At 72.5% G+C, this 25,261-nt stretch carries 16 protein-coding genes and 5 tRNA genes; 15 read left to right on the top strand and 6 right to left on the bottom strand.

Annotated features, from left to right (window positions below; translation table 11 throughout):
- Positions 1-279 precede the first annotated feature (279 nt).
- From ACFO0C_RS10340 to ACFO0C_RS10320, 5 genes are all read left to right on the top strand, one after another.
- Positions 280-353 (top strand) — tRNA-Trp (locus ACFO0C_RS10340).
- A gap of 48 nt (positions 354-401) precedes the next feature.
- A tRNA-Glu gene (locus ACFO0C_RS10335) sits at positions 402-476 on the top strand.
- Between the two features lie 5 nt (positions 477-481).
- A tRNA-Gln gene (locus tag ACFO0C_RS10330) sits at positions 482-554 on the top strand.
- Between the two features lie 3 nt (positions 555-557).
- Positions 558-645 (top strand) — tRNA-Ser (locus ACFO0C_RS10325).
- A gap of 1 nt (position 646) precedes the next feature.
- A tRNA-Tyr gene (locus ACFO0C_RS10320) sits at positions 647-727 on the top strand.
- 447 nt (positions 728-1,174) lie between these two features.
- Here the strand turns inward: ACFO0C_RS10320 and ACFO0C_RS10315 are convergent.
- Positions 1,175-1,978 carry an alpha/beta hydrolase gene (locus ACFO0C_RS10315; RefSeq protein WP_378066362.1) on the bottom strand — a complete coding sequence of 268 codons (804 nt, stop codon included), beginning with the start codon at positions 1,976-1,978 and terminating at the stop codon, positions 1,175-1,177.
- A 21-nt stretch (positions 1,979-1,999) separates the two neighbouring features.
- Positions 2,000-2,728, bottom strand: coding sequence for an EAL domain-containing protein (locus ACFO0C_RS10310; protein WP_378066361.1), 729 nt, complete (start codon positions 2,726-2,728; stop codon positions 2,000-2,002).
- A gap of 142 nt (positions 2,729-2,870) precedes the next feature.
- Between ACFO0C_RS10310 and ACFO0C_RS10305 the strand changes: the two genes are divergently transcribed.
- A complete protein-coding gene (locus ACFO0C_RS10305; RefSeq protein ID WP_378066360.1) occupies positions 2,871-3,692 on the top strand; it encodes a glycosyltransferase family 2 protein in 822 nt (273 codons plus the stop codon).
- On the opposite strand, the gene ACFO0C_RS10300 is transcribed toward ACFO0C_RS10305, so the two are convergent.
- A complete protein-coding gene (locus ACFO0C_RS10300; RefSeq protein ID WP_378066359.1) occupies positions 3,640-5,769 on the bottom strand; it encodes a hypothetical protein in 2,130 nt (709 codons plus the stop codon). The genes ACFO0C_RS10305 and ACFO0C_RS10300 overlap by 53 nt on opposite strands.
- 80 nt (positions 5,770-5,849) lie before the next feature.
- On the opposite strand from ACFO0C_RS10300, the gene ACFO0C_RS10295 reads away from it, so the two are divergent.
- Positions 5,850-6,950 carry a glycosyltransferase family 4 protein gene (locus tag ACFO0C_RS10295; protein ID WP_378066358.1) on the top strand — a complete coding sequence of 367 codons (1,101 nt, stop codon included), beginning with the start codon at positions 5,850-5,852 and terminating at the stop codon, positions 6,948-6,950.
- A gap of 4 nt (positions 6,951-6,954) precedes the next feature.
- On the opposite strand, the gene ACFO0C_RS10290 is transcribed toward ACFO0C_RS10295, so the two are convergent.
- Both ACFO0C_RS10290 and ACFO0C_RS10285 read right to left on the bottom strand, forming a co-directional pair.
- Positions 6,955-7,968 carry a metallophosphoesterase family protein gene (locus ACFO0C_RS10290; RefSeq protein WP_378066357.1) on the bottom strand — a complete coding sequence of 338 codons (1,014 nt, stop codon included), beginning with the start codon at positions 7,966-7,968 and terminating at the stop codon, positions 6,955-6,957.
- Complete coding sequence (locus ACFO0C_RS10285) at positions 7,956-11,798, bottom strand: hypothetical protein (RefSeq protein WP_378066356.1); 3,843 nt, start codon at positions 11,796-11,798, stop codon at positions 7,956-7,958. The genes ACFO0C_RS10290 and ACFO0C_RS10285 overlap by 13 nt, the downstream gene beginning before the upstream one ends.
- Before the next feature lie 280 nt (positions 11,799-12,078).
- Between ACFO0C_RS10285 and ACFO0C_RS10280 the strand changes: the two genes are divergently transcribed.
- From ACFO0C_RS10280 to ACFO0C_RS10245, 8 genes are all read left to right on the top strand, one after another.
- Positions 12,079-12,606: a hypothetical protein gene (locus ACFO0C_RS10280; RefSeq protein ID WP_378066355.1), complete on the top strand. Its 528-nt coding sequence runs from the start codon at positions 12,079-12,081 to the stop codon at positions 12,604-12,606.
- A 156-nt stretch (positions 12,607-12,762) separates the two neighbouring features.
- Entirely contained in the window at positions 12,763-14,661 is a 1,899-nt protein-coding gene (locus tag ACFO0C_RS10275; RefSeq protein WP_378066354.1) for an ATP-binding protein, read from the top strand.
- Positions 14,658-15,515, top strand: a complete 858-nt coding sequence (locus ACFO0C_RS10270) for a sensor histidine kinase (protein ID WP_378066353.1) — start codon at positions 14,658-14,660, stop codon at positions 15,513-15,515. Before ACFO0C_RS10275 ends, ACFO0C_RS10270 begins: the two co-directional genes overlap by 4 nt.
- A gap of 67 nt (positions 15,516-15,582) precedes the next feature.
- Positions 15,583-19,275 (top strand): Neogenin, encoded by a 3,693-nt coding sequence (locus ACFO0C_RS10265; protein ID WP_378066352.1) that lies wholly within the window; start codon positions 15,583-15,585, stop codon positions 19,273-19,275.
- A gap of 109 nt (positions 19,276-19,384) precedes the next feature.
- Positions 19,385-20,242: a glycosyltransferase family 2 protein gene (locus ACFO0C_RS10260; protein WP_378066351.1), complete on the top strand. Its 858-nt coding sequence runs from the start codon at positions 19,385-19,387 to the stop codon at positions 20,240-20,242.
- On the top strand, positions 20,239-21,399 hold the full coding sequence (locus ACFO0C_RS10255) for a glycosyltransferase family 4 protein (RefSeq protein ID WP_378066350.1): 1,161 nt from the start codon (positions 20,239-20,241) through the stop codon (positions 21,397-21,399). The genes ACFO0C_RS10260 and ACFO0C_RS10255 overlap by 4 nt, the downstream gene beginning before the upstream one ends.
- A gap of 45 nt (positions 21,400-21,444) precedes the next feature.
- Positions 21,445-22,062, top strand: coding sequence for a hypothetical protein (locus ACFO0C_RS10250; RefSeq protein ID WP_378066349.1), 618 nt, complete (start codon positions 21,445-21,447; stop codon positions 22,060-22,062).
- 100 nt (positions 22,063-22,162) lie between these two features.
- On the top strand, positions 22,163-22,846 hold the full coding sequence (locus ACFO0C_RS10245; protein ID WP_378066348.1) for a response regulator transcription factor: 684 nt from the start codon (positions 22,163-22,165) through the stop codon (positions 22,844-22,846).
- A 47-nt stretch (positions 22,847-22,893) separates the two neighbouring features.
- On the opposite strand, the gene ACFO0C_RS10240 is transcribed toward ACFO0C_RS10245, so the two are convergent.
- Positions 22,894-24,303 carry a thymidylate kinase gene (locus ACFO0C_RS10240; protein WP_378066347.1) on the bottom strand — a complete coding sequence of 470 codons (1,410 nt, stop codon included), beginning with the start codon at positions 24,301-24,303 and terminating at the stop codon, positions 22,894-22,896.
- Between the last annotated feature and the right edge of the window lie 958 nt (positions 24,304-25,261).

Raw genomic sequence — 25,261 nt, 5'->3', positions numbered from 1 at the left:
CCTCGAAGAACATTGGAAAAAGCGATTGCACGGTCGCCGGGGTGCTACTACGGTTCCTCTCACAAGCCGAACGAACAGGGAGTCACCGATGCGCCGCTGGTCCGCCGAATCAAGCTCGCAGCTCTCGCTGCCGGGCGCGGCCACCTGTTGGCGCGAATCGTCCCGAGAGCAGTATTCGACCTGTGGGAGGCGCAGCTAGCGCCCGCCGAAGCGCATCAGCGCCGACGCCGCCTCCCGTCCGGGAAGGCGGCTTCTTCATTTTCACCGGCGATTTCACACAGGGGTGTGGCGCAATCCGGTAGCGCAGCGGCCTCCAAATCCGAAGGTTGCAGGTTCGAATCCTGTCACCCCTGCTCCATGCTTCTTGACAATTCAACAGTGCGAATGCCATGAGAAAACACGGTCCTGTGGAGCTGTCGGCAAAGCTCACCTGGCTCTCATCCAGGAGAACGTCGGTTCGAGCCCGACCAGGACTACTCTTTCCGGGTTGCGCTGACGGCCGCGCGCCCTGACTTTGGATCAGGAGGACGCCGGTTCGAGCCCGGCACCCGGAGCGAGGATGGGCCAGCCGATGGGCGCCGGCCGCGGTCTCGAAAACCGTTGGGGGTAACACCCGTGCGAGTTCGACTCTCGCCCCATCCGCCACGCGGGAGCGCCGACGTCGGAGAGTCGGGCCGGCCTGTAAAGCCGGTGCATCGCTGAGTGGGTTCGAATCCCACCTCCCGCACGTGACCCATGGCCTTGGTGAGCACCGGGTGGGTGCTGCTCGTCTGCAAAACGAGTCCCGTACGGGCGATCCGGTTCGACTCCGGCCTCGGCCTCGACCTCATGGCCTTCGCACTGTTGCGGTCGCCTTCCGCATTTTCTCGCACCGGCATGTCCCAACTCGCCGATCACACCGACCCGATTGCCCGTGCCCGGCCCTCGCTGTCCCCGAGATCGTCGACCGTCGGACTGCGATCAGGGTCTGGTCCGTCCGCCGGGATTCTCGTCACCCGGTCTGCCTTCGCGTCGTCGGCGACCAGCGCACAAGTCGCCCACGATCGACCGTGCGTGCGCTGGTCGACGTCGCCGACACCCGCGCCGCCGGCAGCGGCATGGTCCCGCGGAACCGGCCGCGGAAGCCTCGCCGGCCGTCGCTCAGGCAGGTGAAGCCGTCCGCATTCCGGCTGGGTCAGTGGAGGGTGGCGGCGAGGGTTGTGGTGGCGGTCACCAGGGCGGGTCCGTCGAGCAGGATGCGGTCGTTGTGGTCGGCGCCGTCGACGACGACGAGGTCGGTCAGGTTGGCGGCCGCGCCGGCGACGGCCCGGCTCTGCGCCGGTGGGACCACACCGTCGGCGGTTCCGTAGACGACCACTGTCGGGGCGGTGACCTGGGAGATCAGGGACTCGACCGGGAAACGGTCGCGCAGCAGCAGGCCGACCGGCAGGAACGGGTAGTGGGTCTGCCCGGCCTCGGGAAGCGACGTGAACGGTGACCGGAGCAGCAGCCCCGCCGGCGGGTGCCGGACCGCGAGCGCGGTGGCGACGGCGGCGCCGAGGCTCTCGCCGAAGTACAGGATCGGGCGCCCGAGCGATGCCAGGTAGGCCTGCCCGGCGTCGGCGTCGAGGGTGAGCCCGGTTTCCGAGGGGCTTCCGGGGTTTCCGCCGTAGCCCCGGTAGTCGAGCAGCAGCACGGTCAGGCCGGCCGATGTCAGCGCCGTGGCCAGCGGGACCCGGCCTGCCCGGCTTCCGGCGTTCCCGGGGAGGACCAGCACGGACACGCGCGCGTCAGCCGTACCGGGAAGGGGTGTGAAAAGCCAGGCGGAGAGCCGCAGCCCGTCCGCGGTGCGCAAGGTGATCTCGCTGCCGCCGGCCGTGGCCGGCACCGACCGGTCCGGGAAGTAGATCAGGCGGCGTTGTGCGGCCCATGCGGTGAGGAGGATCAGAACCAGGACGACGAAGGCGATCAGGGCACCACGCACCACCATCCGGCTCATCCTGCCAGTGTGCGCCGGAGGTCAGTTGCGGGGCAGCGGGGCGGGACGGCCGAGCAGGTAACCCTGGCCGAGCTGGATGCCCAGGTCGACGAGCTTGTCGCGTTCGGCGGAGGTCTCGATGCCCTCGGCGACGAGCATGGCGCCGATGTCGGAGGCGAAACCGGCGAGGCAGCGGGCCAGCGCCATCCGGACCGGGTCGGTGTCGATGCCGCTGGTCAGCGTGATGTCGAGCTTGATGATGTCGGGCCGCAGCTGCAGGATGTGGCTGAGGCTGGCGAACCCGGCGCCGGCGTCGTCGACCGCGATGAGGATGCCGGCGGAGCGCAGACGTTCGGTGACGGCGACCAGGCCGGGGTAGTCGAAGACCTGCGTGTGCTCGGTGAGTTCGACGGCGATCCGGCGGTGCGCGTGAGCCAGCAGTGTCTCCTGCACGCGGGGGTCGAGGATGGCCTCGACCGACAGGTTGGTGCTGAGGTAGGCGCCGGCCGGAACCTCGTCGACGGAGGCGAGGGCCCGGCGCATGGCGAGGAGCTCCAGCCGTACGCCCAGGCCCGCCTCGTTCGCCGCGGCGAACGCGATGTCGGGGTTGAGGCAGGTGTCCTTGTGGAACCGCGCGAGGGCCTCGTATGCCACGACCGCGCCGTCGGTGAGGCGCAGCACGGGCTGGAACATCGGTTCGATCGCCTCGGTGCGCAGCACCGCGTGCAGGATCTCGATCGTGGCCGGGCTCGTAGCCGTCTGCGTCGTCATGGGAAGAACTGTGCGGTGGGTTTCTCAAGCCACGTTCAACGGTGGCTCTTCATTACCCGCGCAGATTCGCGGCCGGCGGGCTTGTGTGAAGGCTGACTCGCGCCAGAGCCGGGCTTGAGGTTGCGGCCGGAACGTTCTGGCCATGAACAACACCGCCACAGTGCAGCGTCCGGTCGCCGCCCCTCTCACCACCCTGGCGCCGGCCACCACCGCCCCGAACCTGTGGGCTCCGGCCACCGCGGGCATCGAGCTGACCGTCGTGGTCCCCTTCTACAACTGCGGCCCGGTCGTGGCCCGCACGATCCGCGACATCGCGGCGACGCTGACCGCGGCCGGCGTCGGGCACGAGATCATCGCGGTGAACGACGGCAGCACCGACGGTTCGCAGAACTACGTGTACGGCCTGCCGGGTGTGCGGCTGATCGACAACCGCACCAACTCGGGCAAGGGCAACGCGCTGCACCAGGGTTTCGCCGCCGCGCAGGGCGCCTGGGTCGGGTTCATCGACGCCGACGGTGACATCGCCCCGCACCACCTGGCGACGTACCTGATGCTGGCCCGGGGCGGCGACCACGCGGCGGTCTACGCCGACAAGCGGCACGCCGGTTCGGTCAGCGGCGCCTCGAAGCTGCGCAAGCTCATCTCGATGGTCTACTCGACGCTGGTGGCGCTGCTGTTCCTGCTGAAGGTCAAGGACACCCAGACCGGTTGCAAGATCATCCGCCGGGACGCGCTGGCCCAGCTGCTGCCGCACCTGCGGGAGCAGCGGTTCGCCTTCGACCTGGAGTTCTTCGTCGCGGCGAAGGCGGCCGGCATCAGCGGCATGCGCAGCGCGCCGGTCGAGTTGAACACCGGCGCGAACGGCAGCACGGTCACCACCAACACGATCGTCCGCACGCTGCGCGACACCGTCACGATCCACCGCCGTCACCTGGCCGGCCACTACCGCCAAGCCGCCGCCTGAGCCCCGCGTAGAGCTCGCGCCGATGTTCCAGCACCCCGGCGACCAGCAGTGCCGCCAGGGAGAACAGCGAGACGGCAAGCCCCAGACGTAACCATTTCCACGGCTCGTACCGCACCGTGAAGGCCCCGGTTCCGGCCCGGACCGCCACCGTCCCCGCGACGGTCGGCCGGGTGACCTGATCACCCGCCGTCCAGTTGGCCGACCACTCCTCGGGCAGCACCACCCAGCCGGCCCGCCCGGCCTCGACCCGCCATTGCGTCGATCCGGCGCGGCGGATTCCACCCGACGCGGTCGAGGGAACCTCCCCGTCGCCGGCTCCGGAGAGAACCGTCTCCGTTCCGAGCCGCCCTTCCGCCGCCCAGGCCAGCGCATCGGCGACATCCCCGTCACGTGCGCTCACCACCCGGCCCGTCCCGTCTGCCGTCACCCGGTAGAGGTCGAGCTCGGCGGACCGCAACACCGGTTCCAGATCCCGCTGGGTGTCCAGCCACGAGTAGACGTCGGTCTCCCGGTCCCGGGCCAGCGCGACGTAGCGGATCCCCAACGGTGCTATCAGCTGCCCGAACTCGCGGCCGCCACCGGCGGCGATCAGACGATCCAGGTAGGCCATCCGCTGGGACGCCGAGTTGGTGCGCACCGGGCCGAGTTCGGCGGCGTCGCTGCTGAGCACGGGCCGCTGGAAGAACGCCTGGGCCGGTGTCGCCACGCTGCGGTCGGCGGTGAACGCGAACGGCTGGTACTGGTGCCAGGGCAGGAACAGCACCGACTCGTCACCCGCGCCCATGATGCGGTCCGCGGCGTACCAGGCCTGCGGGTAGTGGCTGACCCGGACCGTGCCGCCGAGACCCCACACCAGGGAGGCCCCGACCGTGGCGTACATGCCGAGCAGCACCGGCGCCGTCGCGACCGCCACCGCCCGCAGGAACAGGGACCGCCCGAACTGCAGGCACGTCACCACCGTCTCCACCGAGGCGCCGACCCCCACGGCATACCCGATCATCGCGAGCGCCACCCATTTCTGCTGCTCACGCATGGCTTCGAAGAGCGGGAGGGCATCGAAGGCGAGGCGGTACGCCGCACCGAGCGGCCCGTCCACGCCGGCGCCGAGCAGCAGACCCAGAACGGTGACGACGGCCAGTGGCACGCCGGTCGCCGGGTCGCGCCGGCACATCCGGGCCAGCCCCGCGACGGCCGCGGCCACCAGCACCACGGCCGGTCCCACGCTCAGCGCCGCCTCGGGACTGCTGTCGGACGCGCCCCGCCAGAAGCCGCGCAGGGTCGCGACCGTCGCCAGGAGACCGGCCGAGCCGGGATAGGTGGCGTAGACCCGCAGGTCGTCGTCGCCGACGCGGACCGTGAGGATCGCGTTGGCCACGACGGCCGCGGCATACGCGTAGACACAGCCGGCCGACGCGATCACCACGATGGTCCGGATCAGGTCGGGCAGCCGGGGCCGGGGCAGCAACGCGATCGCCACCAGCAGCACACCGCCGAGCCATGCGGCGTGCGCGCCGACGGAGATGGCCAGGGCGTACCAGCCGGCCGGGCGGGCGGCGAACCAGCGCCCGCGCCGCCGCGCGTGCACGGCCGACGCCGCCATCGGGCACAGCAGCGCGACCGCCAGAAGGAACGGCACGTGACCGGCCTGGATGCGTTCGACGACGAACGGGTTGAGACACGCGAACAGCGCTGCCGGGTGCCGTCGCCAGCGGCTTCCACCGGCCAGCGCCGAGATGCCGCCGGCGACGATCGGGAAGTACGCAAGGACCATCAGCCAGCTGGTCGCGCCGGGCCCGAAGAGCGTCCGGATGCCGTGGGTGACCAGCCGGTACGGCAGCGCGTCGAGGGCGGCCGGGTCCAGCCCGTACAGCCCGGGTGTCAGGGCCTGGTTCGGTCCGGACACCCAGTCGAGCAGCAGCAGATAGCCGGACCGGGTCCACGGGGCGACCACCAGCACACCGGCGAGCAGACCGAGCAGCGCCGACTCCGCCGTCAGCCCGCGCGGGCTGGCCGTGGCCGGGCCGGCGCGCCGGTGCCGCCCGGCCCGGTTTCGCCGGTCCTCGGTCACTTGATCCACTTAAGCCGAGTGTCCGGGCGGTCGGGGCGATATCCGCGACGTTTCTCAACCCGGGTCCGCCGCGGTCGATCTTCGCGGTCATGCGCATCCTGATCCTGAACTGGCGGGACCTCAGCCACCCGGCGTCCGGCGGCGCCGAGATCTACACCGAGCAGGTGCTGCGCCGGTGGGCGGCGGCCGGGCATCAGGTCACGCTGTTCGCCGCGGCGGTGCCCGGGCGGCCCGCGGACGAGATCCGCGACGGCTACCGCATCGTGCGTGCCGGCAGCCGGTTCACCGTCTACCGGGAGGCCCGCCGCTGGTGGCGCAGGCACGGCCGGGGCGGTTTCGACGTGGTGATCGACGAGACGAACACCGTGCCGTTCCACGCCCACGAGTGGGTCGACGACGGCACCCGCACGATCGCCCTGGTCCACCAGACCTGCGAGGAGATCTGGCACATCAACGCCCCGCCGGTGCTGGCCCACCTGGGCCGGCACGGCCTGGAACCGAACTGGCTGCGGCGCCTGGGCGGCAGCCCGATCCTCGCGGTGTCGGCGTCGACCCGGGACGCGCTGGCCCGGTTCGGCGCCCACGACGTGACGGTGGTGCCGGAAGGTTACGAGCCGCCCGACCCGCTGCCCCGCCCGGCCAAACAGGAGCAGCCGACCGCCGTGTTCTGCGGGCGGATGGTCAGCTACAAGCGGCCCGGTGACGTGATCCGGGCCGTCAGCCTGGCCCGGGAGAGCATCCCCGGTCTGCGTCTGTGGATGATCGGCGGCGGGCCGCTGCTCGACCGCCTCGCCGCGGCCGCGCCACCGTTCACCCGCTTCCTCGGGCGGGTTTCAGACGCGGAGAAACACGACCTGATGGCGCGGGCACACGTGCACCTGGCCGCCAGCGTCCGCGAGGGCTGGGGGCTGGTCGTCACCGAGGCCGCGGCGCTCGGCACGCCCACGATCGCCTACGACGTGCCCGGCCTGCGGGACTCGACGACCGCCGGCCGCGGGATCGTCGTGCCGCCCCGGCCGGAGGCGATGGCCGAGGCACTGACCGGCAACCTCCCCGACTGGGTACGTTTCCCGCCCGGCCCGCTGCCGTACGGCGGCGCACACTCCTGGGACACGGTCGCCGACACCCTGCTGGAGGCCGTCCACGAGCACGCCCGGGTGCCACGCGGCCCGATGCGAGTGGCCGCCTGACCGGTCAGTGGCAGCGGGCCTCGCCCTCGTCCTCGACCGCGGACCCGCCGTCGAGCGGGTGGAAGCCCCACTCGTAGGAGTCCGGCCGCAGCGTGAGCCCGAGGACACCGTGGTGGTCGAAGTCGGTGTACTCGCCGGCCGGGGCGCCGACCGGGGCGATGTCCGGCCGGTAGTGGGCCTGCCCGCCGGTGCCGGCGACGAATTGCCGTACCCCCTTGTCGTCGGGTCTGCCGTCGGGGTTGAGCGGCCCGAACCGCTCGTAATGTGCCTCGTGGCCGGAGAGCACCAGCTCCACCCGGTTCTCGTAGAGCGTGCGGAACAGGTCGGCGGTCCGGTCGTCGGGCCCGGCGATGCCGTTGGACCAGCGCGGATGGTGCCAGGCGGCGATCACGCACCGGGCGTCGTTGGCGGCCAGGTCGGCGGCCAGCCAGGTCTGCTGCGGGGAGCCGGTGCCGCAGCCGCCGGCCGCCGCCGAGCAGTTGGAGTTGAGCACCACCAGATGCCACTGGCCGATCTCCTCCGACCAGTAGCCGCGCGGGTCGCGGATCCGGTTGCCGAAGTAGGCCTTGAACGACGACGCGTCCTGCACCTTGTACTCCTGGTTGCCGAAGACCGGCACGGTCCGGTCGCGCAGGCGGCCCCACGACGGTCCGTAGACGGTGCGGTACGACTCCCCGGTCGGCACCTCGTACTGCACGTCGCCGAGCGCGAGCAGGTAGGTGGGGTTCATGGCGACGGCGATGTCGGACACCGACTGGTGGCGGCAGCGGTCGCCGGGTGGCTCGCCGGGCGGCTTGAGGTCCGGGTCGGCCGGGTCGCAGGCCATGTCACCGACGGCGGCCAGGGTGACCACCGACGGTGCGATCAGGCGCCGGCTCATCGGCCACAGCATCACCGCGAGCAGTGCCGCGACCAGCGCGATCGCGGTGACGATGACCAGGTGGCGGCGGGCCCAGCGCATCCGGCGGCGGGACCGCCCGCCGAGCAGCCGCCGGGCGAACCCGGTCAGCGGCGCCATCGTCGTCTCCGGTGCCGGACCGCCCACAGGCCCGGCCGCCCGGGTGGCAGGCGCACCGCCCACATGAACAGCCCGGCGACGATCACCGTGGCCGGCAGCAGGTAGAACGCGTAGCGGGCGATCCGGGACGGGCCGTAGCCGATCGTGAAGTCGCCGCCGCCGGGCAGCTCCCAGCCGCTCATCCAGCCTTGCAGCGTCACCTTCTTGGCGCCGTCGATCCCGGTCAGGGCCCAGCCGGGGGCGGCGCTCTCGGCCATCGCCAGCACGGTCGGCCCGGGGGTGGTGACGGTGCCGGTGTACCGCGCCGGGTTGTGCCGTTCCCAGGCGGCCGTCGACGTCGCGGCGGGGGTGTCCTGGCGGATCAGGACGACGGCGGAGGTCGACGCGACCGGGCGCATCCGCACACCCCGGTACTCGACCTGCGACTGCTGGCGTCCCTCGAGGTCGCGCAGGCCGTACAGGTAGAGGCGGGCCTCGACGGTGTCCGGGTCCGGCGGGATCAACGCCTCGTAGGAGGTCCAGCCTTTGTACACGGCGACCGTCGGCAACTTACGGCACAGGTCGGGCCCGCGCAGGAAGAGGCAGAACTTCGGGTTGCGCAGGGCGACACTGCGGGCCTCCATCGACAGCTCGTACATCGAGGCACCGCCGAAGTCGTCGGCGGGGGCGCCGATGCACGCCAGATGACTGACCGCCTTGAGGGTGTAGGTGGTCTCGCCGTCCACGCCGACCTGGGACTCGGCGGCCAGCCCGGCCTGCTCGGCGGTCTGGTCGTCGTAGCGGTAGCAGTCCTCCAGCGGTTCGAAGTCGGAGAGGATCGACCCGGACAGCCCGCCGTCGACGCGCAGCTCGTGCTCGCCGGCGGTCAGGTCGACGGCGGTCTCCGGCACGGCCGGCGGCCACACCTCGCGGGTGCCGACCTCCTCCAGCGCCTGGACCTCCACACCCCGGTACTCGACGACGGTCGGTGCGGCCAGGCGCCGGCCCACGTCGGCGTGCAGGATGATCTGGAGCGTCCCGCCGCCGTCCATGGTCACCATGCCCTCGAACGGGGTCCACTCCTTGTGCAGCCCCAGCCGGGTGGACAGCTCGCACCCGGCGGCGCCGGACTGCCACAGGCAGATCTGCGGCCGGGGCCCGGAGACGTGCCGGTACTGCATCCGGACCCGGTAGATCTGGCCGGCCGGAGCGTTGGTGACGATCATGCGGGTGCAGCCGGCGTGGTCGGAGGCGGTGAGCCGGACCGCCGGGCCCTCCTTCGAGTTCGACATCTCGGCCTTCAGGCCCAGCTCCTGGAACGGCCGCGGCTCGTAGTTGTTGCAGTCGAAGACCGGGCTGAACCCGGTCACCTTCACCGGGTCGGGGTCGGCGGCCAGCAGGGTGAGGCTGGTGGCCGCGCCGACCGGCACCGGTTTCGGCTCGTCGACGTCGAGTGACACCACCCGGCGGGTACCGGCCGGTTTGACCGCGAGCACCGGGCGGCCGCCGGGCAGCGGCACCCGCAGTTCGGGGCGGCGGGACACCTCCCGCCCGTCGACCCGCACCACCGTCGGGTCGGCCAGCACCAGGTCGTCGCCGTCGACGCGGGGGAACATCGCCGGTGCGGCGCGAGCCCGCTGGGCGACCGTGTACCGGCCGGCCGGCATGTCCACCGTCGTCGCCGGCGAGCCCTCGTCGACCGCCGGCACCGGCCAGTGCACGACGTCCGGGGTGACCGCGGCGGTGTCGTCGACCTGCGGGCTGGTCGCCGCGACCGAGGTGTCCGGGCGGGCCGCCACCGCGGTACGCGAGTCGACGCTCCCCAGCACTGCCGCGCCCGCGTCGGCCCGCGCCGGAGCGTCCAGCACCCGGTCGTAGGTGCGCACGGTGGGGCTGGAGCCGTCACCGAGACGCCACACCTGGAGCAGCCCGTCGACCTCCAGGGTGGCGCCGGGCACCCGGGCCATCGCGGCGGCCAGGATCCGGTCGTCGGCGAAGTACCGGTTGGGCAGCCCGCGCACCAGGTCATGCCGGACGATCACCCGGCTCGCCCCGATCGAGTGGAGCAGCCGGGGCACGGGTTCCAGGTCGCCGGCGAGCAGCGCGCTCTCGATCAGCCGCAGCCCGGCGGCGAACCCGGGCACGTCACCGAAGTAGCCGTCCGGTTTGGGCTGCACCACCGGATGTTTGATCAGCAGGTTGGCGATGCTGTCGGCGCCGAAGAAGCCCCAGGTCGTGGGCATCTGGTAGTAGTCGTCCAGGGGCAGCACGAACACCTTGCCGGGGCGCGGGTCGGCGTCGATGTGGTCGGCCACGTCCCACCACTCCTGGGCCACCCGGACGTGCATGGACGGCTGGGTCGGTCGTTCGTCGGGCATCACCCCGCCGGTGTAGAGGGGGTACGGGTACGCCAGCACCAGCAGCACCGGCAGTGCGGCGGCGGCGTGGCCGTACCGGCGGTGCGGGCGGGGCATCCCCCGGATCCGCAGCAGCAGGCCCTCGACCGTGGCGGCGAGCATGACGGCGAAGAACGAGACGAGCAGCTGACCGAGTTTGCTCATCGGCTCGCGGAACAGCCAGAACCCGGGGGCGTGCAGGTACAGGAAGAGGTTGATCTTGGCAAGCGGCGGTCGCAGCCCCTTGGCCAGGAACACGAACACCAGGATGACCACGAGCAGGCCCAGCGTGACCCGCCGCAGCCGCCGCGACGCCACCAGCGGGGCGGCGAAGACCAGCGCCGGCAGCAGGTAGCGGATCCAGATCCACCACGGCTCGTCCAGGTCGGTGGCGAACGGCAGGTACTGCGGCAGGAACCAGGCCCAGTTGGCAACCATGGTCAGGATGTTCGGCGGGATGTTGTTGACCTGCGACCACGACCAGTTGGTGGGGTCGGTGAAGGTCGCGTTGGCGGTCGCCCCGCCGCCGCCGGTGAAACTCTGCGCCAGCGGCACCAGCCACCAAGCGTTCAGGCCGATCGCCCATGGCACGGCCAGCACGAACCACTTCAGCAGCCGCCACGCCGCGCTCCGGCCGATCAGCAGGGCGGCCAGCAGCGGGGTGCCGGCCACCGCCCACGCGTAGGCGACCACCAGCATCGGCGGGTTGAAACTGAGGAACGACGTCGGCATCAGCGCGAACCCGGCGATCGGGGCGGGCACCCGGCGGCCCAGCGCGACCCGCATCGCGATGCCGGTGATCAGCGCGACCGACCCGACCGAGATGACGTTGAGCGGGTTCGGCAGCCGGGTCAGGAAGAAGCCGTTGAGCATCCCGAACGCCCCGGCCACCACGATCCCGGTCTGGCTGCGCACGAACGCCCCGGCCAGGTAGGCCACCCCGAACCCGACCAGCCCGTAGATGCACGTGTAGTAGAGCCACTGCGCCGAGTACTCGGTGAGCCCGACGAGGTGACACAGGCGGATCAGCAGGAACTCGAACGCCCGCGCCATGGTGTAGGCGGCCGACCCCGCACCGGTGATCTGGTGGTTCCACGACCAGGGCATCTCCGGTTCCCAGCCGCGCCGGATGAACGCGCCCATGTCACCGCCGGCGATGAACGTCCCGGTCCGGAACCAGCGGCTCACGATGAGCACGTCCAGCGCCAGCACGATCAGATACGGCCGGGCGGCGACCAGGGCGGCACGGCGCGGCAGGTCCACCAGCCGCCGGTGGCGGCCACGGAGCGCGACCAGGGCGAGGGGCACGGCCGCCGTGGCGAGCGCGAGGCCGATCAACACCATCCAGAAGACCACTGTGGTACGGCCGAACGCGTGCACCGGCCCACTGGCGGCGAAGAGCACGACCGCCAGAGCGAGCGCGGGCTGCCACAGCCGGGTGGCGAACCGGCGCACGGCTCGACGACGACGGCGGTGGCGAGCGGGTTCCCGGCGCTCCGGCCGGACCTGGTCCGGGGGAGCCGCAGTCCGGTCCCCCGCACCCGGCCGGGCAAGATCGAGCGCCACGGCATACCTCCGGACCTCTGCCGTCCCCCTACCCTTCGGCGGGTTCCGGGTACGGCTGAGCCGCGTCAGTCTCAAGGCCGCCGTGTCCAGCTCAAGACCAGTTCAGGGGCCGGGCAAGGTTGCCGTGCAGGTGTTCCGTCCCGGGTCGGGGTCCAGCAAGCTCCTTCCCATGACGAACACCAGCGCCACCACCCGCCGTACCGTCACCGCCCTGATGATCCTCCTCGCGGTGTTCGGCATGGCGCTGGTTCTCGACGCGAAGCCGGCGACCGCCGCGGCCAGCAGCGACAAGCTGATGCTGACCTGGGCCGACGGCGGTGGCCGCCTGCTGATCGCGGGCGCCGGCTACCGGGCCCGCGACCTGGTCGAGGTCCGGCTCGGCAGCAGCCCGATCCAGCAGGCCCGCGGCGACGACAACGGCCGGATCGAGATCAGCGTCCCGGACACCCTCCTGGCCGCCGGCAACTCCGGCACCAGCATCGTCCTGGCCGGCCGCTCGGTCTCCGGTACCTCCCGCATCCTGATCTCGGCGATCCCGCCCCGCGCGGCCGCTCGCGGCCCGGTCGACCTGCTCCCCTGGGGCCTGGGCGCCGCCGCGCTGGCCGCCCTGCCGCTCGGCCTCTGGCTGCGCCGCCGCAGCGCCCGCCAGGCCGGCGAGGCCGCCCCGGCCGGCTACCGCCGCCGCCACGCCGCCTGAGCCGCCGCCCCCGTCCGGCCCCGGCCTCGCCGGAGACCGGGCTGTCTGAAACCGATCAGCAACCCGGACCCACCCGCTTCCGCTCCCGACGCGGCGCAGCCTGAACTACACCCCGGGACTCCCCCGCCCCGGCTCGCTCCGCGCGAAAGGTCAGGCATGGGATATGCAGCGCGCACCCTCGTCGAGGCGATCCCCGCACCCGCGGCGATCCTGGATCCCGACGGTCGTGTGCTGGTCGCCAACGGGCGGTGGACCGCTCCCGGCCGCGACAGCGACCTCTGCCCGGCCGAGGGCGCGTTCCTGAGCGCCTCCCCCGGACCGTGCGGCGCCCACAAGAGCATGCTGGAAGCGGTGTGGCACATGACCGCCGCGGTCGCCCCGGCCCGGCTGCGGTGCCGCTGCGACGGCATGGCCGAACGGATCGTCGAGGTGTCGGCCCTGCCCGACGACGGCACCGGCGAGCAGCGGCGCCTGATCACGGTCACCGCCGCCGAGACCGGCGTGGACTCCCGCGCCGAGTTCCTGGCGCTGCTCAGCCACGAGGCGCGGACCCCGGTCACCACCGTCGTCGCGGCGGTCGAGCTGCTCCGGGCCCAGCCGCTGGAGCAGGGCGTACGCGAGATCGTCGACAACGTCTACTTCTCGACGAAAGCCCTGGAGACGCTCACCGACAACCTGCTCGACCTGGGCCGGCTGGAGACCGGGCGACTGCACCTGGCGCACGAGCCGGTGACCGTCCGGACACTGCTGGACGGCGTGGTCGAGCCGTTGCAGCGGGAGGCCCGCAGCAAGGGCATCCTGCTGCTGACCGCCCCCGCACCGGACTTCCCGGCGGCCGTCATGACCGACTCCCGCCGGCTGCGGCAGGTGCTCGACGCGGTGGTCGGCAACGCCGTCAAGTTCACCCCGGCCGGTGAGGTCGTGGTGCTGGCCGAGGCACCCGGCGACGGCACCTGGGTGATGACCGTGTCGGACACCGGCCCCGGCATCGCCGCACCCCAGCGGGCCCGGATCTTCCAGCCGTTCACCCAGGCCGACTCCTCGGCCGCCCGCAGCCACGAGGGTGCCGGGCTGGGCCTGGCCCTCGCGTCCCGCCTGGTCGCGCGGATGGGCGGCGCCATCGAGGTCGAGTCGGCGCCCGGCGCGGGCGCGCTGTTCCGGATCCGGCTGCCACTGGAGGCCGTGCCGGTGTCGGCCCCGGCCGGGCCACGGCCCCTCGACGGCCGCCGGATCGCCGTCGTCGCGCCGACCGGCCGCTCCACCCAGGCCCTGTCCTGGCTGCTGGCCGGCGCCGGCGCCACACCGGTCGCGGCCGGGTTCGCCGAGATCGTCCGCCCGATGCCGGGCGTCGACACGGTGCTGTGGTGCGACGACGCGCACGACCCGGAGGCCCAGCACCGCGCCGACACGGTCCGCCGGGCGGCCGGCCCGGACGGCCAGGCCCTGATGATCAGCACCACCGACCCGAGGACCGGACTGGTCCGCCGGCCCGGCGTGCTGACCGCCCCGCTGATCCTGGGCCGCCTGGTCGCCGCCCTCAACCAGGAGCGCACCGGCGTGCGCGGAGCACCGGTCACGGTGGCACCGCTGTCCGGCGGCCGGGTCCTGCTGGCCGAGGACAACGAGGTCAACCGGACCGTCTTCCGCCGCATGATCGAGCTGATGGGCGTCACCTGCGACACCGTCGCCGACGGTGCGGCGGCGGTGCAGGAGACCCTCGGCGGCGCCGGTTACGACGTGGTGCTGATGGACGTGCAGATGCCCCGCACCGATGGGCTGGAGGCGACCCGCCTGATCCGGGCGGCCGGGTGCCGTACCCCGATCCTGGCTCTGACCGCGACCGCACCGGCCGACCGCGACCGGTGCCTGGCGGCCGGGATGGACGGGCGGCTGAGCAAACCGATCACCCTGCCCGAGCTGCGGTCGGCGCTGGAGCCCTATCTCCATCCGGTCGCGACGGCGCCCCCGGGCGAGGCCGGCGCCGACGACGCCGTCGGCCGGCTGATCTCACGGATCCAGAACGACGGCGATACCTCCCCGGTGATGACCAGATGACCCGCCACCACGAAAGGCCCACGGTGTCCGACAGCGCCGCAACAGCCAGCACCGAACTCGCCGAGCTGCGCGCCGACCTGGAGCGGGAGCGCCAGATCACCGCGGAACTGCGGGCCGCGGTGGACGAGCTGCGGACCTTCGCCCGCGACGTCAGTCACGACCTGAAGGCTCCGCTGGCCGGCATCCTCGGGTACGCGCAGCTGCTGGAGCACCTCGACTTCGGCCAGCCACGCCCGGCCGGGTACGACGAGTTCGTCTCCGAGGTCAACCGCAGCGCCGACCGGATGCGCCGGCTCATCGACGACGTCCTCACCTACTCGACGGCGCTGGACTCCCGGCTGCGACCCGGACCGATCGACCTGTCCACCCTGGTCGACGACCTGGCGGCGGACGCGACCGGCCTGGTCCGCCCGAAACCGCAGATCACCCGGGACGTGCTGCCCGCCGTCCACGGCGATCACGGCATGGTGCGGCGCCTGCTGGAGAACCTGCTCGGCAACGCCATCAAATACGTGCCCCTCGGCGAGGCGGCCCGGGTGCACGTCTCGGCCCGGGCGCTCGACGACGACATGGTCCGGATCGAGATCACCGACCACGGGATCGGGATCCAGGACGGCCAGCACGAGGCCATCTTCCAGGAACTGCACCGGGCGCACCCGGAGGCGTACCCCGGAAACGGTCTCGGCCTGCCCATCTGCCGCCGCATCGTGCAACGGATGGGTGGCGCCATCGGCGCCGACCCGCAGTTCCGCGGCGGCGCACGCATCTGGTTCACCCTTCCACCGGCACGGAGGGCCGGCAGCCCGTACCCGACCGTGGTCCCGGAAATTGACCTGGACCACACCCCCGCTTGAGGTGCGCTTGAGGTAGCGCGCCGATTGGTCCCCCCAGATCCACCCCCCACCGAAGAACGAGGTCCATATGGACTTGAGGCGACTAATCGTCGCGGTGGGCGTCGGGACGCTCGGGTTGACGACCGCTGTGGTCGCCCTCCCGTCGAGCGCTCTCGCCGCCCCCGCGGCGCCCAAGAGCCTGGCCGTTTCCCGAGCGGCCGACGACGTCTACAAGGTGAAGGTCACCTGGAAATCGGTTCCGGCGATCGACCACTACGCGATCGACATCATCGCCGGTGACGTGCAGACCGTGCTCGACCTGCCGGCCACGGCGACCGAGTACACGATCGACGCTCCCAACCCCTGTACCGCCTACAAGATCCGGGTCGGCGCGGTCGACGCGTCCGGCGAGACCACCAACACCGGTTACTGGTCGTTGCGGGCGCTCACCCCGAGCGCCGTGATGGGTATGGCTCCCACCCGTACCGACGACGGCACCACGGCCACCGCCTCCTGGCGGGTACCGGCGTGGACCGGTTACACCCCGCTGACCGGGTACCGCTCGGTCTTCACCCGACTGTCCGACGGTGTGGTGCTCGCCGATCAGACGAGCATGGACATGTCGTTCCGGTACGCCGGCATCGACGCGGACCGCGCGTACACCCTGGCGGTGACCACCGTCAACGAGTACGGCGCCTGCGTGACGGCCAAGTCGCTGATCGACCGTTACCGGCCGGCCGACCCGACCAACCTGGTCGTGGAACGGCGCAGCGACGCTCCCGGCACCGTCGATCTGGTGTGGAAGGCACCGACCACCGGGCCCGCGCCCACGTACTACCAGATCGGCTACGGCACGGAGAAAGTCACCAAGCTGGTGAAGGTCGACGCGTCGGCCCGGACCACCAGTCTCTCCCTGGCCGCCGACAAGAGCTGGGTGGTCGAGCTCAAGGCGTACAACGAGAACGGCGGCAGCAGCGCGGTGACCGGCACGGTCCCGGTCTGGGACCCCAACGCCGAGCCGCCCGCCCAGGAGACCGACACCACGATCGTGCCCAGCGGACCCGACCGGGTGCCGCCGACGATCACCACCTCGCTGTCCCAGAAGCCGGTGAACGGCTGGTTCCGTACGCCGGTGACCATCTCGTTCACCTGCGCCGACGACGGCGGGATCGCCTCCTGCCCGGCGCCGGTGCTCGCCGGCACCGACGGTCTGGCCCGGCGTTTCTCCGGGACGGCCAAGGATTCGGCCGGCAACACCACCACGACCACCCTCACCCTCAAGATCGACCAGACCGCGCCGCAGATCTCCGCCGAGGTGATCGGCACGAAGAACGCCAACGGCTGGTACACCACCACTCCCCGGATCCACTACACCTGCACCGACGCGACGTCGACGATCTCCAGCTGCCCGGCCGACACCACGGTGGCCGACGGCCTCGCCCAGAAGATCACCGGCATCGCCCTCGACAAGGCGGGCAACACCGCGACGACCACGGTGGCGCTCGACGTCGACGTGACCGCCCCGGCCGTCACCACCACCGTCGACCAGACCGCGAACAGCGCCGGCTGGTACCGCACCGCCCCCACCGTCCACTTCAACTGCACCGACGGCGCGTCCGGCCTGGCGTCCTGCCCGGCCGACAACACGGTCACCGCCGACGGCGCGGGCCAGGTCGTCAGCGGCACCGCCGTCGACAAGGCCGGCAACACGGCGAACACCTCGGTCACCCTCAACGTGGACCGGACCGCGCCGGCGATCACCGCCGCACTGGTCGAGACCGCGAACGAGGCGGGCTGGCTCCGTACCGCCCCCACCATCCGCTTCACCTGCACCGACGCGGGCTCCGGCATCGCGACCTGCCCGGCCGACACCACCGTCGACACCGACGGCGCGGCCCAGGTCGTCAGCGGCACCGCCGTCGACAAGGCCGGCAACACCACGAGCACCTCGGTCACCGTCAACGTCGACAGGACCGTCCCGGCCATCTCGGCCACCACCGACGTGAGCCCCAACAGCGCCGGCTGGTACCGCACCGCCCCCACCGTCCACTTCACCTGCACCGACGCGACCTCCGGGCTGGTCTCCTGCCCGGACGACACGACGGTCACCGCCGACGGCGCGGCCCAGGTCGTCAACGGCACCACCACCGACAAGGCCGGCAACACCGCGGCGACCTCGGTCACCGTGAGCGTCGACCGGACGGCTCCGGCGATCATCGCCGCGCTGACCGGCCCGGCCAACGGCGCCGGCTGGCACCGCGCGGCCCCGACCGTCACGTTCACCTGCACCGACACCGGCTCCGGCATCGCGGACTGCCCGGCCGACGTCAAGGTCGACGCCGACGGCGCGGGCCAGGTCGTCACCGGCACCGCCGTCGACAAGGCCGGCAACACCACCACCACCTCGGTCACCGTCAACGTCGACAAGACCGCCCCGAGCATCACCGCCGGCATCGACGCCACCCCCAACAGCGCCGGCTGGTACCGCACCGCCCCGACCGTCACCTTCGCCTGCACCGACGCGACCTCCGGGCTCGTGTCCTGCCCCGAGGCCCGGACCGTCACCGCCGACGGCGTCGACCAGGTCGTCACCGGCAGCACCACCGACAAGGCCGGAAACACGGCCACCACCTCGGTCACCGTCAACGTCGACAAGACCGCCCCGAAGATCACCGCGGCCCTGGTCGGTACGCCCAACAGCGCCGGCTGGCACCGCACCCCGCCCACCGTCAAGTTCACCTGCACCGACACCGGCTCCGGCATCGCGGACTGCCCGGCCGACGCCACCGTCGACGCCGACGGCGCGGCCCAGGTCGTCACCGGCACCGCCACCGACAAGGCCGGCAACATCAGCACCGTCTCGGTCACCGTCAACGTCGACAAGACCGTCCCGGTCATCACCACGACCGTCGACGGGTCGGCCAACGACGCCGGCTGGTACCGGACCGCCCCGACGGTGAAGTTCACCTGCACCGACGCGGGCTCCGGGATCGGAACCTGCCCGGCCGGCAAGACCCTGACCGCCGACGGCGCCGGTCAGGTCGTCACGGGCACGGCGACCGACAAGGCCGGCAACAGCGCCGGTGCCACGGTCACCCTGAACGTCGACAAGACCGCGCCGAAGATCACCTCCGCGGTGACCGGCACCGCCAACGCCGCCGGGTGGTACCGCACCTCCCCGACGGTCAAGTTCACCTGCACCGACGTCCTGTCCGGCATCGCCGCCTGCCCGGCCGAGACCACCGTCGCCACGGACGGCGCGACCCAGGTCGTCACCGGCGTGACCAGCGACAAGGCCGGAAACACGGCGACCGCCACGGCCACGGTCAAGGTCGACCGTACGGCCCCGGTCGTCACCGTCGCCGGCGTCACCGACGGTGCCGTCCTCGGCCCCGACGCCAACCCGGTCGTCACGTGTGCCACCACCGACCCGGTGTCGGGCGTGGCCACCGCCGCCACGATCAGCAGCGTCGTCAGCAACGGTCTGCACACGGTCAAGTGCTCCGGCGCGGTCGACAAGGCCGGCAACGCGGCGGCCACCGTCCAGGTCAGCTACAGCGTGAAGCTGACGGTCCCGTGGCTGGTCGAACTGACCCGCCAGTACGCCGGCGGGGCCTCGGCGGTCACCCTCCAGCAGCTGGAGGCCGACCTGGTCAACGGCCGGATCACGGCGTACATCGCCAAGGTGACGGCGATGACCAACGGCAACAAGCCGACCCTCACCCCGATCCAGGCGGCGACCCTGTCGTACTGGGCGCTGATGCTGGTCTTCACCTACTGATCCGTCTGACCCTTCGACCGCTGCAAACGGTGGGCCGGAGCTCCGAGGAGCTCCGGCCCACCGTCGTCATACCGGCCTCCCGACCGGGAGAATATGCCCATACTGGGGCATGACCCGACCGCCGACGCTTTCGGTCATCGTGCCGGCCTACAACAGCGCCGCCCTGCTCCGCGAGTTCCTCGCCTCCTTCCAGGCCTCCGGTTTCCGCGACTTCGAGATCGTGGTGAACGACGACGTCCGCTCGTCCGACGACACCGAGCGGGTGGTGGACGGCTTCCGCGCCGCCGGGCTGAGCGTGCGCTATCTCCGGGAGAACCGGTCGATGGCCCAGGGCCGCCGCCGGGGCGCCGCCGAGGCGGCCGGTGACATCCTGCTGCACCTGGACACCGACATGACGGTGACGCCCGGCCTGCTCGGCGAGTGCGCCGACCTGCTCACCGACCGCTATGACGCCCTGGTCGTGCCGGAGGAGTCGTTCGGGACCACGTTCTGGGCACGGTGCAAATGGCTGGAGAAGAAGTGCTACGACGGCGTCGAGCAGATCGAGTCGCTGCGCTGCCTGCGGCGTGACATCTACGAGAAACTCGGCGGCCACGACGAGCGGATGGTCTTCTCCGAGGACAAGGACCTCGACCTGCGGGTCCGGGCCGCCGGCTACCGCGTCGGCCGGACCAGGGAATTCCTCTTCCACAACGAGGGCGCGCTGCGGCTCTCCACCACCCTCAGGAAGAAGCTGGGGTACGTCGGAACGGCCGGCCTGTTCGCCCAGGAACACCCCGAGGCGTTCCGCTGGCAGATCAACATCCTGCACCGGTTCGCCCTCTACCTGCGCAACATCCGTTACCTGCGCACCCACCCGCTGCTCTACACCGGCATGTGGGTCATGAAGATCAGCGAGTTCGGCGCCGGGGCGATCGGTCACCTGCTGCGCCGCTTCCGGCCGGGCGCACGGCTGGTGCCCGCGTGACCCGGGTCGCGCACCTCATCTCCGAGTTCTCCGGCCGGGAGGCGATGGGGCGCACGGTGACCGAGACCGTCCAGCGGGTGCCCGGCGAGCACCACCTGATCACCACGCACGTCGTCGACGGCGGACACGTCTTCGCCTCCACGCACGAGCTGGGCGGAGCCTTGGAGACGTTCCCGATGGGCCGGGCCGCCGAGCTGTCCGCCGTCCTGGCCGGCCTGCGCCCCGACCTGGTCCACGTGCACGCCGGCGCGCTGGGCCCGCTGCTGGCCCTGCACCCGGCACTGCGGCCGTACCCGAAACTGCTGACCGTCTACGCCTGGCCGACGCTGCCGGGCCCGCGCGCGTGGCTGCGGGGCACCCCGGCCGAGATGTGGGCCTCCAACGTGCTGCGGCCCCGGGTGCTGGCCACCACCGTGCTGCCACCGGCGCTGGCCCTGGCCGCGCTGCGCCGGGCCGGTGTCACCACCGTTCTCACCCCGGACCCGAGGGTGCAGGAGCGCCTCGCCCGCCAGGGTGGCCCGCACGTGGTCCGGTACGCGTGCGGCGCCCCCGACGACGACCGCCGCGCCCGCTTCGACGCCACCGCCCCGGTCATCGTGTTCGCCGGCCGCGCCGAGACGGTCCGCGGCCTGGACACACTGCTCGACGCGTTCGGCACGGTCCGCGAGCGGGTGCCCGGGGTCCGGCTGCGGCTGCTGCTCATCCCGCGACCGGAGCTGCCCGCGATCCTCGCCCGGGCCGGGTCGGCCGGCGCGGCGATCGACGTCGTGACCGAGCCGGTCCCGGACCTGCTCGGCGAGTTCGCCGCCGCGCAGGTCGGTACGTGGCCGTTCAAGTTCGACTACACCACCTCCCCGCCGGCGATGGCACTGGTCGAGGCGATGGCGGTGGGTCTGCCGGTGGTCGGCACCGACGTCGCGTGCGTCCGCTCGGTGCTGGAGCCGGGCGTGAACGGCCTGTCGGTGCCGCCGGCCGACCCGCCGGCCCTCGCCCGGGCACTGATCAGCCTGCTCACCGACGAGGTGGCGTGGCGCCGGTACGCCGTCGCCGGCCGGGATTCGGCCCGTGACCACATGGGCTGGGAGCAGGCGACCGGCCGGGCGGCCGCGGCCTACCGGGCGATCACCGGGGTCCGAGAGGACTTGCCCGCCGTTTGACATCGGGATGAGCCGGACTTGAGGTTCGGCCACCATTCTCAATGCATGACGAACTCGCAGCTCACCGCCCCCGCCCCGGTCTTCACCGCCCCCGCCTTCACCGCTCCGGTCTTCACCGCTCCCGCCTTCACCGCCGCCGCTCCCGCCTTCAGCGCCCCGGCCCCGGTGATCGTCTCCACCTTCACCGCCCCGGCCGCCGCTCTCGACGCCGCCTTCCTCGCGCCGGACATCGACGCCGCCGTCGCCGCGATCGCCCCCGCCTTCGTCGCGCCCGACCCGGCCACGGCCGCCGCCGTCGTGCCGGGCATGTCGCAGACCGGTGTCGAGCTGACCCTGGTGATGTCGGTGTCGGGTCCCGCCGCGACCGTCCGCCACGTCATCGAGCGCCTGTCCGAGGCCCTCTACGCGCAGTGCATCAGCTTCGAGGTGGTCGGGATCGCCGACTCGCGGACCCTGGACGCCGACGAGGTCAACGGGCTGCCGCTGACCCGTTTCGTCCGCGCCGACGAGGCCGACATCGACGCGGCCCTGTGGTCGGACTCGCCGCTCACCACCGGCGACTGGATGGCCGTGCTGGACGTGGAGGCCGCCGCCCAGATCGACGCCTACGGCTTCGTCGAGCTGTTGCACCAGGCGCGCGAGCGGAACGCCGCCGGCAACTGAAACCGCCCGGCATCTGAGATCGCCCGGCACCTTGGATCGCCCGCATCGCGGCCGATGAGAGATCTGCCCGCCGTCACAACGCCATCGGAGGTCCGTGACCATGCCACGAGCGCTCGTCGTCGAGGACTCCCCCGAGTTCATGATGATCTGCCGTCATCTGCTGGAGAAGGAGGGCTTCGAGGTCGTGCCCGCCGGCGACGGCCAGGAGGCCGTGGCGCAGGCGCAGAAGCAGCGACCCGAGATCGCCATCCTCGACCTGGGTCTGCCCGACCTCGACGGTATCGAGGTGTGCCGGCAGATCAGGCAGTTCACCGACGCCTACATCATCATGGTGACCGGCCGCACCGACGAACTCGACAAGGTGGTCGGCCTCTCGGTGGGCGCCGACGACTACGTCACCAAACCCTTCTCGCCCCGTGAGCTGGCGGCCCGCATCCAGGCGATGCGGCGACGGCCCCGAGCCTCCACGCAGGCACGGCGCGAGGCGGTCCGCGAATACGGCGAGCTGCGCATCGATCTCGAGGTCCGTGAGGTGGCCCGGGCCGGCACGGTGATCGAGCTGACCAAGATCGAGTTTGATCTGCTGGACCTGCTCTCCTCCGCTCCCCGCCGCACGTTCACCCGGCCCCAGCTGCTGGAACACGTGTGGGGCGACAACTTCTACGGCGACGACCACATCATCGACGTGCACGTCGGCAACCTGCGGCGCAAACTCGGCGAGTCCGCGTCGGCGCCGCGCCACATCCGTACGCTGCGTGGTGTCGGCTACCGCTTCGAACCCTGACGGCGCTCCCCCTCGAAGAACGCGCCACCGTCAACCCGGCGGCCGCCTCAGCGGCGGCTGTCCCGCGGCGAGTGCGCCGCCTCGACGACCGCGGCGACCAGCGCCGTCATCCCGTCGTCCGCCGCCGAGCCGGCCGTGTCGACGAGCAGCTCGGCCCGCCGGGCGGGCCGTTCGGCGAGCAGCTGGTGGAAGCGTTCCTGCTGGTCACGCTGATCGGCGAGGGCACGCTCGGGCTTGCGGCGGTGGATCACCTCGGCCGGCGCGTCAGGCAGCACCAGCAGGTCCGGTGCGGGCACCAGCATCTCCGCCACACGCGCCGCCGGCGAACCCGGCCACGGCGATTCCCGCAGGTCGTAGACCCAGCGGTCGGCGATCACCACCCGGCCGCGGGCGAGCGCGGGCAGGACGCTGCGCAGATAGCGCCAGCCGTACTCCCCGGCGTAGTACCAGGCCGCCATCCGGCGCAGCCCGGGATGGTCCAGCCCACCCGCCCCCGCGGATTCCGTGGCCGACCCGGCAGGTCCGGCGCCGCCCGAGGGTGGCCCGTCCGGTTCCGTCGAGCCCACGCCGAGCAGGCGGCGGGCCAGCGCCACCCCCGGCAGGTTGCCCCGCGCCATGCCGAAATACGCCGCATCGGTGGTGAAGCCGAGGCCCCGCAGCCGCGCGTCGAGCGCCGCCGCGACCGTCGACTTGCCCGCCCCGTCGGTCCCGACCAGCGCGACCACGACCCCCCGGGTCCGCAGCCCGAGCGGCCCCGCGAACCGCCCGGCCGGCACCACGCCGCGCCGCTGCGCCCAGGTCGACCCGAACGCGCCCGGCGCCACACTGCGCGCGGCCAGCCGCAACCGGGCCCGGCGCGGCAGTCCCGGATCGGGTTCGGCCCCTTCCGCGATCGCGATCAGGTCCGAGGTCAGCGCCGCCCCCAGCTGCCGGGTCAGCCGCCACGCCATCCGCGACCGCCGGTCCGGTTCGGCCGCCGCCCATGCCGCGGCCGCCTCGGCCAGGCGCTCCGGCCCGGGGATCCGCCCGCGTAGCACCGGCCGCACCAGCAGGTCGGCGAAGGCCGCCGCCCCGGTCAGCCGGTGCGCGACCGGGTCGATCGTGACCTCGGCGGCCGGCATCAGCAGGACCGGCCCCACCCGCAGGTCACCGTGGGTGACGTCGACGACCGCCAGGCCGCCGTCGGTCAGCACCGCGAAACCGGTGTGCCGCAGCCGGCGCGGATCGGCGGCGTCGGCGACCACCGCGCCCGCGTGGGCCCGGGCCAGTGCCGCCACCGGGTCGGCCCGCCGCCGGTCAGCCGCCCACCACACGTCCAGGTCGGCGGGCCCGGTGTCGGCCACCCACCGATCCGGAGCGCCGGCGGCACCCTGCCAGGCCCACGCGGCACCGGTGCCGTCGAGGGCGGCCACGACACTGTTGAGCACCTCGGCGCGGCTCGGCGCATGACGGCGCACGGATCGTGAAACTATTTTCCCGGACATATAACTATAAGTACGCCCGGAGCCCGTCGCCGCGAGCACCGTTCCCAGAAAACAGCAGCTCCCGGCGCCACCGGCCGATACGGACCACGTGCAGTTCGACCGCAGGCGTGCCGGTGGCACGCTCCTGAAAGCCGCCGGGCCGATCGCCGTCGCGGTGGCCGTGCAGAGCGCCGGCAACCTGGCGTTCCACGCGATCGTCGGGCGGATCCTCGACCCCGCCGCCTATGGGGCACTGGGTGCGCTGCTGGCCGCCATGGTGATGCTCGCGATCCCGCTCGGCGCACTGCAGACCGCAGCGTCCGCGCACGCGGCGGCACACGGGGCCGGCCGGGCCACCACCGCCGGCACCCTGCGCGCGGTCACCCTCTGGAGCCTGCCGGCCGGGCTCGTCACCCTGCTCTGCGCACCGCTGCTGCGCGACTGGTTCCACCTCGACGGGCTCGCCGGTGCGGCACAGCTCGCGCCGTACCTGGTCGTCGCGGCTCTGCTGGCCACCGCCCGCGGGCTGCTGCTCGGCACCCGGCGGGTACCGGCCGTGGCCGGCACGTATCTGGTGGCGACGGCCGTACGCCTGGCCCTGGGGGTGGCTCTGGCCGTGCCCTTCGGTGTCTCCGGGGCCCTGGCCGCGACCCTGATCAGTGAGATCGCCGCCCTCGCCGCGGCCGTGCGCACGCTGGTCCGCGACCGTGAACCCGGCTCCGGGACCCCGTTGCGTCTCGGCGCCGTCGGCGGCGCCGCCGTCGCGGTGACCGGCCTGTTCCTGTTCTCCACCGTCGATCTGCTGCTGGCCCGCCACCATCTCGCCGGCGCCGAGTCGGGCGCCTACGTCGCCGCGGCGACGGTGGCCAAGACCGTCCTGGCCCTGCCCGCCGCGATCATGGCGGCGGTGTTCCCCCGGCTGGTGGCCGCCCGCGACCGTCCCGGCCGGGCC

It is taken from the genome of Actinoplanes subglobosus (assembly GCF_042650585.1).
GTDB classification, from domain to species: Bacteria; Actinomycetota; Actinomycetes; order Mycobacteriales; family Micromonosporaceae; genus Actinoplanes; species Actinoplanes subglobosus.
Note: the sequence above shows the minus strand (reverse complement) of the source record. Positions and strands in the feature narration are given on the sequence as shown.